The organism is Castellaniella sp. MT123 (assembly GCF_039614765.1).
Taxonomy (GTDB): domain Bacteria; phylum Pseudomonadota; class Gammaproteobacteria; order Burkholderiales; family Burkholderiaceae_B; genus Castellaniella.
The window spans coordinates 2,777,466-2,792,400 of sequence record NZ_CP154879.1; the positions used below are offsets into that span (position 1 = coordinate 2,777,466).

12 protein-coding genes and 1 pseudogene are annotated in these 14,935 nt (G+C 61.3%); 5 read left to right on the plus strand and 8 right to left on the minus strand.

The window, feature by feature from the left end:
- Window positions 1–47: 47 nt before the first annotated feature.
- Entirely contained in the window at window positions 48–1,094 is a 1,047-nt protein-coding gene (locus ABCV34_RS13105) for a transporter substrate-binding domain-containing protein (RefSeq protein ID WP_345796653.1), read from the minus strand.
- Window positions 1,095–1,186: 92 nt separating this feature from the next.
- Entirely contained in the window at window positions 1,187–2,506 is a 1,320-nt protein-coding gene (locus ABCV34_RS13110) for an aminotransferase class I/II-fold pyridoxal phosphate-dependent enzyme (protein ID WP_345796654.1), read from the minus strand.
- Between the two features lie 144 nt (window positions 2,507–2,650).
- Between ABCV34_RS13110 and ABCV34_RS13115 the strand changes: the two genes are divergently transcribed.
- Window positions 2,651–3,538: a LysR substrate-binding domain-containing protein gene (locus tag ABCV34_RS13115; RefSeq protein ID WP_345796655.1), complete on the plus strand. Its 888-nt coding sequence runs from the start codon at window positions 2,651–2,653 to the stop codon at window positions 3,536–3,538.
- 30 nt (window positions 3,539–3,568) lie between these two features.
- On the opposite strand, the gene ABCV34_RS13120 is transcribed toward ABCV34_RS13115, so the two are convergent.
- Window positions 3,569–3,895: an XRE family transcriptional regulator gene (locus ABCV34_RS13120; protein WP_345796656.1), complete on the minus strand. Its 327-nt coding sequence runs from the start codon at window positions 3,893–3,895 to the stop codon at window positions 3,569–3,571.
- Window positions 3,876–4,253 carry a type II toxin-antitoxin system RelE/ParE family toxin gene (locus ABCV34_RS13125; protein WP_345796658.1) on the minus strand — a complete coding sequence of 126 codons (378 nt, stop codon included), beginning with the start codon at window positions 4,251–4,253 and terminating at the stop codon, window positions 3,876–3,878. Before ABCV34_RS13125 ends, ABCV34_RS13120 begins: the two co-directional genes overlap by 20 nt.
- Window positions 4,254–4,490: 237 nt before the next feature.
- On the opposite strand from ABCV34_RS13125, the gene ABCV34_RS13130 reads away from it, so the two are divergent.
- The gene (locus ABCV34_RS13130; protein WP_345796659.1) at window positions 4,491–5,612 is read left to right on the plus strand and encodes a hypothetical protein; all 1,122 of its coding nucleotides are present in this window, start codon (window positions 4,491–4,493) and stop codon (window positions 5,610–5,612) included.
- A gap of 59 nt (window positions 5,613–5,671) precedes the next feature.
- On the opposite strand, the gene ABCV34_RS13135 is transcribed toward ABCV34_RS13130, so the two are convergent.
- Both ABCV34_RS13135 and ABCV34_RS13140 read right to left on the minus strand, forming a co-directional pair.
- Window positions 5,672–6,868 (minus strand): type II toxin-antitoxin system HipA family toxin, encoded by a 1,197-nt coding sequence (locus tag ABCV34_RS13135; RefSeq protein WP_345796660.1) that lies wholly within the window; start codon window positions 6,866–6,868, stop codon window positions 5,672–5,674.
- On the minus strand, window positions 6,865–7,116 hold the full coding sequence (locus tag ABCV34_RS13140) for a helix-turn-helix domain-containing protein (RefSeq protein WP_345796661.1): 252 nt from the start codon (window positions 7,114–7,116) through the stop codon (window positions 6,865–6,867). Before ABCV34_RS13140 ends, ABCV34_RS13135 begins: the two co-directional genes overlap by 4 nt.
- A gap of 588 nt (window positions 7,117–7,704) precedes the next feature.
- Here ABCV34_RS13140 and ABCV34_RS13145 point away from each other — a divergent pair.
- Together ABCV34_RS13145 and ABCV34_RS13150 are read left to right on the plus strand one after the other, a co-directional pair.
- Window positions 7,705–9,111, plus strand: a complete 1,407-nt coding sequence (locus tag ABCV34_RS13145) for an AAA family ATPase (RefSeq protein WP_345796662.1) — start codon at window positions 7,705–7,707, stop codon at window positions 9,109–9,111.
- A complete protein-coding gene (locus ABCV34_RS13150) occupies window positions 9,108–9,749 on the plus strand; it encodes a hypothetical protein (protein WP_345796663.1) in 642 nt (213 codons plus the stop codon). Before ABCV34_RS13145 ends, ABCV34_RS13150 begins: the two co-directional genes overlap by 4 nt.
- A gap of 28 nt (window positions 9,750–9,777) precedes the next feature.
- Here ABCV34_RS13150 and ABCV34_RS13155 read toward each other — a convergent pair whose 3' ends face one another.
- On the minus strand, window positions 9,778–10,302 hold the full coding sequence (locus tag ABCV34_RS13155) for a DUF1854 domain-containing protein (RefSeq protein ID WP_345796665.1): 525 nt from the start codon (window positions 10,300–10,302) through the stop codon (window positions 9,778–9,780).
- The gene (locus ABCV34_RS13160; RefSeq protein WP_345798782.1) at window positions 10,292–12,484 is read right to left on the minus strand and encodes an ABC transporter ATP-binding protein; all 2,193 of its coding nucleotides are present in this window, start codon (window positions 12,482–12,484) and stop codon (window positions 10,292–10,294) included. The genes ABCV34_RS13155 and ABCV34_RS13160 overlap by 11 nt, the downstream gene beginning before the upstream one ends.
- Window positions 12,485–12,756: 272 nt before the next feature.
- On the opposite strand from ABCV34_RS13160, the pseudogene cphA reads away from it, so the two are divergent.
- A pseudogene (cphA, locus tag ABCV34_RS13165) lies at window positions 12,757–14,892 on the plus strand (cyanophycin synthetase); the annotation flags it as partial.
- Window positions 14,893–14,935: the final 43 nt, after the last annotated feature.

The following is a 14,935-nucleotide window of genomic DNA, read 5'->3' on the forward strand; positions in this document are numbered from 1 at the left end:
ACTGAAACCATGGGCCGCGGCGCCATCGGCCGCGGCCAACCCCTAGCCTAGCGGAAGGGCGGCGAATACATCAGCCCGCCATGGGTCCACAGGTCGTTCAGGCTGCCCTTGCGGTCGATGCCATAGGGGGTTTCGGGGCCGATGTTGCGGTTGTAGATTTCCCCGTAATTGCCCATGGCGCCGACGACCTTTTGCACGAAGTCCGGCGCCAGGCCCAGGTCTTTGCCCAGATCGCCGTCCACGCCCAGGAAGCGCTTGATGTCCGGGTTTTCGCTCTTGAGCATTTCCGGGATGTTTTTGGACGTGATGCCGAATTCCTCGGCCTGGACCAGCGCATAGGCGACCCAGGTCAGGGCGGTGTGCCACTGGGTGTCGCCCTGGCGGACGAACCCGGCCAGGGGTTCCTTCGAGATGGTGTCGGCCAGGACCACAAAGTCGTCAGGCTTTGGGGCGTTGCCCTTCCAGCCGACCAGGGCGGATTTGTCGGTGGTCATGGCGTTGCAGCGCCCGCTGTTCAGGGCAGCAAAAAGTTTGTCCAGATCCTGGTAGGTCAGCACCTGGGTTTTCGGGTCCCATTTATGGCCCTTGATGTAGTCGGCCCAGACGGCTTCGGTGGTGGAACCCTGGGTGGTGCAGATGGTGCCGCCGTTCAGGTCGTTGATGGATTTGATCTGGTCGGCTTTTTTCACCAGGACGCCGGTGCCGTCGTAGAAGCTGACCGGCAGGAAAGCCGCGCCGACTGCCGTAGCCCGGGTGGTGGTGACGGTGGTATGGAAGAACACCACGTCGGCTTCGCCGTTTTGCACGGCATTGAAGCGGTTTTTATCGGTCAGGGTCAGGATCTTGACCTTGCTGGCGTCGCCCAGCACTGCGGCGGCCACCGCGTGGCAGTAATCCACATCGAAGCCTTCGAGCTTCCCGGTTTTGGGATTCATGTAGCCGAAACCAGGTTTGGTGTTGTCGGAACCGCAGATCAGCTGGCCGCGTTTGATGACGGTCTGCAGGGTGGAATCCTGCGCGAGGGCGGGGGGGCTGGCCAGCCCCATCAGCAGAAGGGCCGAGGCCAGGCCCGTGCCGGCAATTTTCATGTTCATGCTGTCTCCTTGGTAGGTATTGTGATGCACATGAATGAAAAGGTGCCATCGGGATGCGATGGCGGGGTGCTTGTGTAACGCACCTCTGGTATCTAGTGTCTGATGAAGTGTAGTGTTTTGAACTGATGACGGAAATCAGCGACTTCCCGAGTCAGGGCGGTGGGGATCGTGTCGGCCTTCAGCGCCCGTGCGATCAGGCGCGCCAACGGCGTCATGTCGTCGGGCTTCATGCCGAATCGCACGATTTCCGGGGTGCCCAGGCGCAGGCCGTTCACGTCGCCCGCCACCGCGGCGATGGGCAGGCCGATTCCGCAGCTCAGGATATTGGCCTTGCGCAGTTTTTTGGCGGCGGCCTGGCCGCCGCCCCAGGCCGCGGCTTCGATCGCGAACTGATGCGACCGGGTGTAGCCGCGGTCGGCGGCGAACACCGGGATGCCTTCGTGGTGCAGGGCCTGCGCCAGGGCCTTGGCCGTGGCGGCCATCATGGCGGCGTAGTCGCGCCCGTAGACCTTCCAATCCAGCAGGGTCATGGCCAGGGCGGCGGATTTGCCGGCATCGAAATTGGCCGTCAGCCCGGGATAGGCGATGGCGTCCAGTTTTTTGGCCAGATCGGCGTCGTTGGTCACGATCAGTCCGCCGGCCGGCCCGCCCAGGCTTTTGTAGGTGCTCATGGTCATCAGGTGGGCGCCTTCTTCCAGGGGCTGCTGCCAGGCGTGCCCGGCGATCATCCCGGACATGTGGGCGGCATCGAACAGGACCCTGGCGCCGACTTCGTCGGCGATCTGGCGGATTCCCCGGATGGGGTGCGCGAACAGATTCAGGCTGCCGCCGATGGTGATCAGGCTGGGTTTGAGCCGCAGGGCGTCCTGGCGCAGCTGGGTCAGATCGACGGTGTAGCCGTGCGCGTCGATGCCCGAGCTGACGCTGTTCAGGCCATACAGACCGGCGGCGCCGGCCTTGTGGTGCGTGACGTGGCCGGCAATCGATGCGGAGGGCACGATGATCGTGTCGCCCGGTTTCGAAGTCGCCATGAAGGCGTACAGGTTGGCCAGGGCGCCGGACCCCACGCGGATTTCGGCATAATCGGCCCCGAAGATTTCGCTGGCCAGCTGGGCGGTGATGACCTCGATCTTTTCGATGGCCTCCAGGCCCATTTCGTATTTGTCGCCGGGATAGCCCAGCGAGGGCCGGCTGCCCAGGCCCATGGCCAGGACGGCCCCGGCCTTGGGGTTGATGACGTTGGTGGCCGGATTCAGGTTGAAACAGTCGGTCTCGTGGATATGCCGGTTTTCGGCGATCAGCGCGGCGAGGCGCCGATCGGTCTGGTCCGGGGTTTCCGCCTGGGTTTCCTGGGCGATCGAGCCCACGTAATTTTCGACCGCGTCGGGAACCCACGTTCTGCGCTTGAGCATGTTGATCACCTCGTTTGAGTTGGGCGGCAATGCCGGCCCGTTCAAAGACATGATGGAGGCCTTTCTATTTCATCGCAAACGAGATATTTTCTGGGTTAGGGCTAGATTGTCTATCCCTAGCTGCGCTGATTCCAGGAGGCGAGTTTGAATTCGTTTTCACGGCCTGGCATGCCGTCGCTCAATGCCCTGCGGGCGTTCGAAGCGGCCGCGCGCCACCAGAGCTTCGTCCAGGCGGCGCATGAACTCAACGTCACGGCCGGGGCTGTCGCGCAGCAGATCAAACAACTGGAATCCTGGGTCGGCTACCCGCTGTTTCAACGCGCGGCGCAGGGGGTGCGGCTGACAGCCGAGGCGCAGGCGGCGCTGCCTGTGCTGATCCGGGCCTTCGATTTGCTCAGCGATGGCGTGCGGGCCTTGCGCGGCGCCGGCCATCAGACCCAGATCGCCATTGCGGCGTTGCCGGCGGTGGCGCATCTGTGGCTGTCGCCCAAACTGCCCCAGCTGTCCGCCCTGTTTCCGGGATGTTTCTTTTCCATCGCCGCCATGGAAGAACCGCCCAACTTTCGCCGCGAACCGTTCGACCTGGCCTTGTTCTATGTGGATCGCGACGGGGAAGGTTCCCGCCGGATCCCGCTGGGCAAGGACGAACTGGTGCCGGTGTGCGCGCCGGCGCTGCTGGATGGCGAACCCCTGCCGCTGGATCCGGTGCGTCTGCGGTCCATGCGCCTGCTGCATGATTCAGTCTGGCGGGACTATTGGCAGCGTTGGCTGGATGGCGCCGGGGTGCCTGCGGTCGATGCATCGAAGGGATCGGAATTCTCGCTCTACAGTCTGGCGCTGCAGGCCGCGATCGGCGGTGCGGGGGTGCTGATGGGGCGCAGCGCCCTGGTGCGCGAACCGCTGGCGTCGGGCGCCCTGGTCACGCCGTTCGCGGCGCACGTTCAGGCACCCGGCGAACTGTGCCTGCTGATCCCCGACCGGTCACTGTTGCTGCCGCGTGTCGATCTGCTGGTGGACTGCCTGCGGGTGTGATGATCGATGGATGAATGGGTGCCAAGGCGCCTAAGCGCGGGTAGGGGAGCCGAGATCAGAGAAGTTTGAGATCTTCACGGCGCCTTCAGGAAATCGTGCCACGACCTCCAGCTCGCCGCCCATGGCTTCGATGTGGCTGCGAAGTGTCGAGATATACATATCGGTGCGCTTTTCGAGCTTGGCAATGGATGGCTGTTGAATATGCAGCACCTGCGCCAGCGTCTTCTGCGACAGCCCTCGTGCCTGACGCAGTTCGTTCAGCGGCATTTCCACCAGCATGGCATGCGCCTTGTTGGCGGAAGCTGTGCGTGCGCCGGGCGACATTTGTGCGCGGAGTTCAGCGAATTTCTTGATCATTGATTGGCCTTTCCTTTTGAAGTTGTTCCAAATGCTCGTCGTAGAGCCGGTCGGTGATTGGCACAGTGGTGTCGTACCAGCGGTTGTGTCCGGTCTTGTCGCCACCAATCAGCAAAATGGCGTTGCGGCGAGGATCAAAGGCATAGAGTGTCCTGTAAGGGCGGCCTTCGTGCTGTGTCCTGAGTTCACGCATATGGCTATGTCTGGAGCTGTTGATGCCGCTACTGTGTGGGAATCCCAGGTTTGGCCCGCATGTTTCGAGTAGTCGTACCGACGCATCCAGCGACACCTGTTCGTCTTCAGTCAGCGTGCCCCACCAGTCACCGAATTCGTCGGTGTATTCAACTTCCCATTTCATGGTCAAATATAGCCTCTGTGGAATATTCCGTCAATGGAATGTAAAGTGTGGTTCGATTGCCCACCTTACAGGAGAGCTTACGAGGCTACGTGTAAAAGCGGCACTGCACGATGTACAGGTTCCCGCCTTCTCGCAGATAGGCTAGACATCTGTAAGCAGCCGCGTCCGGCCACCACTCAGGCCTGCCAGGCGGTAAAATCCTCCACTGAATTTTTCCCGCCTGGTGGGACCATGCAGATGACCACGCCGATAGCCGGTGTCCGCGTTCGCGGCGCCTGGTCCGATGAACAGCAATCCCGGTGGATTACCTGGCTGACGGGCTTGGGCCTGACTGGCCTGGTGATCCAGGACGCCGGCGCCGATGGGCAGGGGCCCTGGCAGCGTTTCCGGCTGTCTTTGCCGGACCCGATCTCCGATTTCGATACGGCCGGTTTGGCGCGGATGCTGAACCTGTCGCCGGACGACAGCGACCGCGATCTGGATGCCGAAATCCTGGCGGCGCTGCTCTTGTCCCCCCTGGCCTTCGATTTTCCCAGCCTGGATGAATGCGTGTCCGCCGTGCGGCTGCGGCGCCACATCGTGCAGACGGGGCGGCGCACGGTGCTGGCCTTCGACACGGAACAAGCCGAACGGCCCGATTACTGGTCATGGACGGAAGCGACCGGCTTTATTCTGTTGCCGGGCCACGATCTGATTCCTTCGCTGGAACAGACCCTGTGGCCGGATCTGTCCGGGCGCCAGTATTCGTTTTCCTGCTATCGGGCGACCGAATACGTGCTGCTGCTGGGCCTGGCAAAGGAACTGCGGGATAGCCATCCGGCGGCGCTGGATGCGCTGCAGGCACAGTGGCACGTCAAGGCGATCCAGTCGGGTCCGTTTCATGATGCCTTCCTGCACGAGTACGGCTCGCTGCAGGCGCCGCTGCCGTTTCGCTATTACGTGCCGGGCGACCGCCTGTGGTTTCGCAATCCGCATGAGCCGTCGGCCTGTGTGGAAGGCTACGAGGGGTCCTGGGTGTTCTACCTGGGCCAGGGGCATTTCACCAATTTCTGGAAGCCGGACCAGCCCTACACGCTGCGGTCCAAATGCGTCGAGCTCTACCATTGGCGCGATGGTCTGGCGCAGAAAAATGGCCGCCCCTGGATGGATGAATCGATCGTCGAGGCCCGCGTCGCGCAGACCCTGGCCGATCCGGCCGCCACGCAGCGGATCCTGGACCCGATGATGCGGCTGCGCGATCCGGCCGGCGTTTACGCCGAAGGCGGCTGCATCGATGCCTCGCGCGAGGCGGTGCGCTGCGTGCGGCCCGAAACCTGGTCACTGGGTTTGTCGCCCAAGGCGTCGTTGCTGGCGTCTTGATACGGTCAGGGCGTGCACACCATTGCGCAGCGGATTTCAGGCAAGGCACCGGCCCGTATTTACTGACCGCCGCGCCTGGGCCGCAGGAATGCGGCCTCGAATGGCTGCGCGCTGGCACGGATGGCATGAGCAATGTCCGGTGCGGTTTCCACACGATCCGGCTGGCTGCCCAGCGTGGCTTCGATGGCGGCCAGGACGCGCTCAACGATCGCGGACGGATTCTCGATCTCGAGTTTTCGCGCGAGATCGAGAAGGCCCAATTTGGCGGCAAAGAAGCTTTTATGGCCGCCTAATTTCAGGGCCAGGGAATCATTCGGCAGATAGGCGGTGGTATTGACGATGTCGTAGGCGGGCGCCAATCGGGTGTCCCCTGCGGTTGGGTCGGAATACAGCAGGCCGAAATTTTTCAGGTGCGCATCGCCGTTGCCGACCATGCAGGAGACGGTGATGGACAGAAACAGCTGCTGCAAAGACACCTGAACCTGGTCCGGTGCGCAAAACAGTCGCACGGCCCGGGCGATATGTTCGTAACTGCCTTCGTACTTCCGGGTGGCCGCCAGGCCCATCAGCGCCGCCATATCTTCGAACCCCAGCCGGGTGTTCTCATGGCGATCGAAGCGGCGCATGATGAACAACTGGCCGTTGTCCGACAGGTGGAATTCGGGGGTATCCAGGCCTGCCGCCTTGGCGATCGACATGCATAGGTATTCATTGATGGCCAGATGGGGCCAGGTGTCCCCGCCCGATTTCAGGATGAGTTCTCCAGTGATGGCCGTGTGGCGATCCACTGGAGATTCGGGCACCAGGAGCTTGGGCTGAACGCCGGAGATCCCGGATCGCAGGATGTATTTGTCCAATAGGGCTTCAAACAGGTCTTCCGTACCATCCCAGGCAATCAGGTCCGCCAGCCGTTCCCCGGTTGAGACAGGTGCTGGTGCCAGGCCGGGCATATCGACCTGAAGCCTGCCGATGGGTTCATTGCGGCCAGTCATGGCCAACAGCAGCATCGGATTGAGCGATGTGGTCTTGGCAAAGCGATTGCGCAGAGCCTCCAGCACGAAACCTTCGGGCAGGTTCATCTGAAAGATCGGATGCAGTCCTGTCTGGGGGTAATCCGCGTAACGGGTCGGCATGGACAGGCAGATGGCGGCGCGATCCGTCGCCGATGGCGCATACCGGAACGAAAACTGGTCGGACCCGAGATCGGTCAGGGTGCCGCTATGGCCCTGTGGGGTATCCACCGTCATCGTGTTCATGGAAAGATATCCTTGAGTTCTTCCAGCGTGGGCATGCGGGCGGGGACGGTGCGTAGTTCGGCCCCCAGAGCGGCAATCGCGCGCGCGTAGTAGCCGGCGGCGACACTGTCGGCGCCTTGTTCGATTTCGATTAGCTTCTGGCGGGTGATGCCCGCCCGCTGTGCCAGCGCGGCCTGCGTCAGGCCGCGGTTCTTACGCAGATCCCGGATCTGACCGCCCAGTCGTGAAAGTAATAAGATGGCATCCATGTCGTTAATATATGACAATTCATATCGAATGTCAATTAAACAACACATAACAGGCGTGCTGCAGTGACAGACTGCTGATGACTCGGGTTGTTGGTGACTAGCGGTCAATACCGATGACGCATGTCAAAAGGTCGTGAAGGCATGTGATGCATTGTGATGGTTGGGGTATTCTGTGCCATGTTCAGCAGTCACACCGTGATTTTAGGTCGCATGATGCACCTTCCAGCTGATGTCTATGCTGATTGCGGAGTTTCGATGTAACGCGCGAAGAGGTGGCACTGCATGCGGTTGGGTGCCGTGGGCTTGGTCCGTAGGCACCGCATAAGAATTGGAGAATACCCAATTATCGATCTGTGCGTGTTACATCCATGTAGGTTGCACTATTCTGTAGGGTATCCTCTCTATTTTCCCAGGCATTGAGCTTGCAAAATGTGCCTCCGCGCTTTGTTGCGATCTGGCTGGCCTTGTTTTCCATTCATCAACCTGTGCTGGAGGGCATCGCGTGATTCTGCAGCTGGCTTGGGTCGACTGGATCCTGATGGCAATCTGGGGAGAAGGTGTTAGTGCTCTCCGGTTGAGGTGATTATTATGCTGACTAAGTTGGAAGTGCATGGGTTCAAGAATCTTCTTGGGTTCTCTGTATCCTTCGGGCCATTCAATTGTATTGCTGGTCTTAATGGCGTTGGTAAATCGAATATATTCGATGCAATAAGGTTTTTGTCTCTTTTGAGCGATCGGTCAATTGTTGAGTCTGCTTTGGCTGCAAGGGCCTCAGAGTCTTCAGATCCTCTTGATATATTTTGGACTAACGGGGATTTTCGGTGTGAGAGACTATTAATTGCTGCAGAGATGATTGTCTCGCGGGATGTAGTGGATGATTTCGGTAGAAAAGCGCAGGCTAAGTCTACATTCTTGCGATACGAAATTGAACTTGCTCATGATCCGGAAGGGGCGTCTTCCGGCGACCTTGGTTTGTATCTTGTGCGAGAAGAGCTGAGTCATATTAATAAGGGAGAGGCAGCCAGCAAATTGAAATTTCCCTTGAGTGCCTCAAAATTTAGAGATCCTATAATTATTAATGAGCGAAAGGGAGCGGGATATATTTCCACCCGGAAAACTGAGGATGGTATTATTGAAATTCAACTGCACCAAGATGGTGGTAGTAGCGGGCAGCCGCAGAAAATTCCTGCGCATCATATCCCCAAAACGGTGATTGCGAATACGAACAGTGCCGCTTGGCCAACTGTTTTAGCTGCGCGAAGAGAGATGCAGGCATGGCGTTTCCTGGCTCTTGAGCCGAGTGCAATGCGTCGGTCTAATCGGATGCATGAAAGTAGCTCAGTGGGTTCTGATGGGGGTAATCTTGCAGCGACTTTATACAAACTATACCGTGAAGATAAGAATGTCTGTTCTCGCGTGGCAAGTAGACTCTCGGAGATAGTGCCCACATCGGATATCCGTGTCGATGTGGATCAAGTCCGAAAGCTGCTGACCATTGAAGTGAAGGAACGCTCAGGTGCATTCTTGCCTGCCCGGTCTTTGTCCGATGGAACGTTGCGTTTCTTGACGCTTTGTATTATGTCAGAAGACCCTGAATTTAACGGATTATTGTGCTTTGAAGAGCCTGAAAATGGAATTCATCCCGCCAGAATGAAGTCCATGCTTAATCTTCTGAAAGATCTAGCTGTGAATCCTCATGAAGAAGTTGGGGAAGATAATCCAATGAGACAGATATTTATAGCAACACATTCTCCGGTGCTAGTGTCGTTAGAGGAGCCGGATGATCTTATTTACGCGGATATTATAAAGGTGTTAGGTCCGGACGGTAGGCCGGCCACAACGATCCGCTGCAAAAGTTTGCCTAACACCTGGAGGGGTAGCTCAAGCGACGCTTCTCCCATTGATATCGGCTCTGTCATCGCATACTTGAGCTTGCCTCCTAATGCACAGATACCGCTGAATCTTGAGTGTGCCTTGGGTGGGGGCGCAGCATGAGGATTAGTTTTATCTTGTCAGGTGAAGGGACATCCGATTTAAATTTGGTGGATCATATAGAAAAAATTCTGGTCGAAGAGGGGTTCTCTGAGGTCAGTGGTGACGCACCAGATCTGTCTAGTTTTCCCGTTCCAGTGGGCCGTGCTGTTGGAGATAAGCTTGAAGTTTTGGCAAAACTTTATCCTAATACCGATGTGTTTTTCATTCATCGTGATTCTGATGACGTAGGGGTTGTGCAGCGGGAAGAGGAGATCGCTTCTGCGGTTAGATCTCTCAACTTGCAGCGGCCAGTGATCCCATTAATTCCCGTACGACAGCTAGAGACTTGGCTTTTGACGGATCTCGACGCTATAAAACGTGTGGCGGGCAATACAGCTTATCGTGGTGGGTTCCCTTTCCATCCTGATTTCCGACGGTTAGAAAACGAGAAGAATGCCAAGGCTGTCCTTCTAGAGTCGTTGTGTATTGCGAGCGAGGCACAAGGCAGCCGTCTCAAAAAATTCCGGAAACACTTTAGCTCGATGAGAGCCCGACTTGCAATAGACCTGGATCCGCAGGGCCCAATTAAGGACCTACCCTCCTATGTCCATTTCCGAAAGTCGGTAGCGAGTTTTGCTCGTCGAAAACTGAATCCGTAGGGGTGGGATTTTTGCCCTCGACATCCGCTTACAGGAAATGATCCAGGATCTTCCGGCTGAACCGGTCCAGGGCATTCAGGTCGCGGACCAGGTAATGCACCCCGCAGGCGTCCGCGATCAGTAGCGTGGACGCCGACAGGCGGCGGATGTCGTCCTCGCTTTTCAGGGTCAGCACGGCGGGCCCGCGGTCGGTCTCGATGTCCCAGCGGCTGGGGGTTGCCCAGGTGGAGGCGTGCTCGATTCGCAGGATCTCGGGCTTGAACTCGCGCTGGGCCAGTTCCTCGGTGATCAGCTTCTGGGCGTTGGCGGGCAGCGTGTCCAGCCGATCGATCCAGGCCAGTTCCTGGGCCTGAGGCCCGACCAGCGAAATGCCTTCGTCGGGGCCGCTGATGGGAAAGCTGCGCACGGGGATCACGACGGTATCGGGCATGCCGGGGCGCGACAGGATCAGGTGCCCGAACGTGTCCCGGACGAGCGTGAAGTCCGGCGCGGTGGTCTCGACCGCGGCGGCCTGCGCCTCGGCAACGGGGGGCGGAACGTGCTCAGGAATCATAATCGGCCTCGTGGGCGGCCTGTTTCGCCGAATGATCCGACGACGGCGGCAGGGTGCCCTGCAGCTGGGCGCGGTACAGGCGGGCATAGGCGCCTTCGCGCGCCAGCAGTTCGTCGTGCCGGCCGATCTCGACGATGCGGCCGCTGTCCATGACGACCAGGCGGTCGGCCTCGCGCAGGGTGCTCAGGCGGTGGGCAATGGAAATCGTCGTGCGCCCCTTGACCAGATTGTCCAGGGCCTTCTGGATTTCGTTTTCGGTGGCGGTGTCCACGGACGAGGTCGCTTCGTCCAGGATCAGGATGGGGGGGTCGATCAGGATCGCCCGGGCGATGGAAATGCGCTGGCGTTCGCCGCCCGACAGGGCCTGGCCGCGTTCCCCGACCAGCGAATCGTAGCCGTGCGGCAGGCGCAGGATGAATTCGTGCGCATGGGCGGCGCGAGCGGCGGCGATGATCTCCGCGTGGCTGGCGTCCGGGCGGCCGTAGGCGATGTTTTCCGCGATCGTGCCGTAGAACAGGAACGGTTCCTGCAGCACCAGGCCGATGTGGCGCCGGTAGTCGCTGATGGCGTACTGGCGGATGTCCACGCCGTCCAGCCGGATCGTGCCTTGAGACACGTCGTAGAAACGGCAGATCAGGTTGACCAGCGTGCTCTTGCCCGAGCCGCTGTGGCCCACCAGGCCGACCATTTCGCCGGGGGCGATATCCAGACTCAGGTCCTGGATGACCGCGCGGTTGCCGTAGCGGAAACCGATACGTGAAAGTTCGATGCGGCCCTGGATGTGGTCCATGGGCTTGGGTTCGCCGGGTTCGGGCACGCTGGAGACGTGATCCAGGATGTCGAAGATGCGCTTGGCGCCGGCGGCGGCACGCTGGGTGGTGGACACGATGCGGCTCATGGAATCCAGGCGCACATAGAAGCGGCTGATGTAAGCCACGAATGCGGTCAACACGCCGACGGTAATGGCGTCGTGCGATACCAGCCAGATGCCGAAGACCCAGACCACCAGCAGGCCCAGTTCCGTCAGCAGGGTGACGGTGGGCGTGAAGAGCGACCACAGGGCGTTGACCCGGTCGTTGATCGCCAGGTTGCGGTTGTTGGCCTCGCGAAAGCGCGTGACCTCGCGCTTTTCCTGGGCGAAGGCTTTCACCACGCGGATGCCGGGGATGGTGTCGGCCAGCACGTTGGTGATTTCCGACCAGACGCGGTCGGCCTTTTCGAAGCCGTGGCGCAGGCGGTCGCGCACCCAGTGGATCAGCCACAGGATGATCGGCAGTGGCGCCAGCGTCGCCAGGGCGAGCATCGGATTGATCGACAGCAGGATGACGGCTGTCATGACGATCATCAGGATGTCGGTGACGAAATCCAGCAGGTGCAGCGACAGGAACAGGCAGATGCGATCGGATTCGGAACCGATGCGCGCCATCAGGTCGCCGGTGCGTTTACCGCCGAAATACTGCAGGGACAACTGCTGCAGGTGCTGGTAGGTGGTGGTGCGCAGGTCGGCGCCGATGCGTTCGCTGACCCAGGCCAGAATGGCGCTGCGCCCCCAGCCCAGCGCCCACGCCAGGATGGACGATGCCAGCAGCCCGCCCAGATACAGCGTGACCAGGTCCCAGTGGACGGGTTCTCCGTTCTGGAAGGGGATCAGCACGTCGTCCATCAACGGCATGGTCAGGTAGGGCGGCACCAGCGAGGCGGCGGTGGCGGTCAGCGTCAGGGCCAGCCCGATGCTGAGCTGGCGGCGATAGGGGCGTGCGAAACGCCACAGACGAAACAGCGAACTGGTGCGTGGCGTTTCCGTATCCGTGTCGGACGGCATCGCCTGGAGCGTGGGGACCGGGTCGTCGTCGGGCTGGCTGAGCGCGTTGTAGCGCGCGACCAGCTGCAGGGCTTGCGGGTGCAGATCCAGGGTATAGCGCCAGCGGGCCAGCCGCGCATGGCTGTCCAGCAGTTCCAGACTGCCGACCCCAGCGTGGTCCTGCAGCTTCAGGGTCATGTCGGGCCGCAGCGGCCAGGACCGGCTGGATTGCGCGTCTGTGCCGCAGTACAGCCAGCGGCGCTCGGTCAGCACGATCAGACTGTCACCGAAGTGCAGTTGGCTGTCCAGGTTCAGCGGCAGCCAGCCCAGCACGTGTTCGTCGGTCGCCAGCAGGGCGGACAGCGTGTCGTGCCACACCATGGGCAGGCCTGGCGGACACACGTCCACAGCCGGAGAGTCGAGAGGGGAGCCCTGCATGAATGATGGAAGAAGAGGGAGTCGGAAGGTGGATCGGACAGCGGAATAGTTGACCGGGGTTCAGGGGTTCGCGCGCACACCGTTGCGCGAGCGACACAATTTTCAACTCTTTTTCTGTGCTACGCAACAGGCGCAAGATTATTATGTGTGCCGTTGTTTCGCTGTGTAATGGCAGCATTAGGCCCCACACCCCCACTTTCTTGCATGGTTCCATCATGGACAATAAAAGTATTGAGTTTCTCAATATGGTGTATTTGCGGGGGCCGAACATCTGGGCCTATCGCCCTGTCATCGAGGCGCTGGTGGATATCCACGACCTGGAAGACTACCCCTCGAATGTCATACCTGGTTTCTACGAACGCCTGAGCGCCTGGCTGCCGACGCTGATCGAACATCGCTGCAGCATCGGCGAGCGCGGCGGCTTTCTGCAGCGCGTGCGCGAAGGCACCTGGCCCGCGCATATCCTGGAACACGTCACACTGGAACTGCAAAGCCTGGCGGGCATGCCCGGCGGTCTGGGCCGTGCGCGCGAGACCTCGCTGCGCGGGGTCTACAAGGTCATCGTGCGCGCCTGGCACGAGCCGCTGACGCGTGAAACGCTGTACGTGGCGCGCGATCTTCTGATGGCCGCCATCGAGGATCGCCCCTTCGACGTGGCCGGCGCGGTCGATCGCCTGAAGGATCTGGCGGAATCGCTCAGCCTGGGGCCCAGCACGGCGTGCATTGTCGATGCGGCCGACGACCGCGACATTCCGGCGATCCGCCTGAGCGACGCCAATCTGTTGCAATTAGGCTACGGCGCGCGTCAGCGCCGCATCTGGACGGCGGAAACCAGCCGCACCAGCGCCATCGCCGAAGGCATTTCCCGCGACAAAGATCTGACCCGCCAGCTGCTGCAGGCGTGCGGGGTGCCCGTGCCCGAAGGCCGGCTGGTGGCCGACGCGAACGAGGCCTGGGACGCCGCCCAGGACATCGGGCTGCCGGTCGTGGTGAAACCGTCCGACGGCAACCATGGACGGGGTGTCTTTACCTGCCTGAGCACGCGCGAACAGATCGCGGCGGCCTTTGCCGTGGCGGTGAACGAGGGCAGCAGCGTGATGGTCGAGCGTTTCATCGAGGGCGACGAGCACCGCCTGCTGGTGGTGGGCGGCCGGATGGTCGCCGCCGCCCGCGGCGAGGCTGCGATGGTGGTGGGCGATGGCGTGTCCACCGTGCTGCAGCTGATCGAGACGCAACTGAATTCCGATCCCCGGCGCGGGCGCGACGAGGACCATCCCCTGAACGTCGTACGCCTGGATTCGGCGGCGCGGCTGGAACTGGACCGCCAGGGGCTGACAGGCGATTCGGTGCCCGAACGCGGGCGCGCCGTCATGATCCAGCGCAGCGGCAACGTATCGATCGACATCACGGACTCGGTCCACCCGGACGTGGCGGAACAGGTTTCGCTGGCCGCCCGCGTGGTCGGGCTGGACATCGCCGGCATCGATCTGGTGACGCGGGACATTTCCCGGCCGCTGGACGAGCAGCAAGGCGCCATCGTCGAAGTCAACGCCGGCCCCGGCCTGCTGATGCACCTGAAGCCGGCCATGGGCCAGTCGCGCCCCGTCGGGCGAGCCATCATCGACGATCTGTTCCCGGCCCCGGAAGACGGCCGCATTCCCGTGATCGGCGTCACCGGCAGCCGGGGCACCGCGCCGGTGGCGCGCCTGGTGGCCCATCTGCTGCAGCTGACCGGCAAGACCGTGGGCCTGGCCTCGACCGAGGGCCTGTTCCTGGGACATCAGCAAGTTACGGCGAAGGATTCCTCCCATTGGGACTCCGTGCGGCGGGTGCTGCTCAATCGCGCGGTGGAATACGCGGTGCTGGAAAACGGCGGGCGGGTCATCCTGGGCGAGGGCCTGGCCTATGACCGCTGCCAGATCGGCGTGGTGACGGGCATCGATCCGGCCGTGACCTGGCCCGAATTCCACATGGAAACGCCCGAGCATCTGGTGCGCATTTTCCGCACCCAGGTCGATGTGGTGCTGCCAGGCGGCGCCGCGGTGTTGAATGCAGACGATCCGCTGACGGTCGGGCTGGCGCCGCTGTGCGATGGGGCCGTCATTCTGTACGGTCTGCAGCCGGACGGCGAGGCCCTGGCGTCGCACCTGGCAGAGGGCGGCCGCGCCGTGTTCGAGCGGGACGGCAGCGTGGTGCTGGCCGAAAAAGGCGTGGAAATCCCGCTGGTGGACTTGGGTGATCCCGCCGTGTCCGCCCTGCGCGACGATCTGGCCAGCGTGCTGGCGGCCCTGGGGGCCGTCTGGGCCCTGGGGCTGGGCATCGAGCACATTCGGGTGGGCCTGCGGACCTGGGTGGCGCAACAGGGCGCGACCTCGGCCACGATGGCCGTCTGAA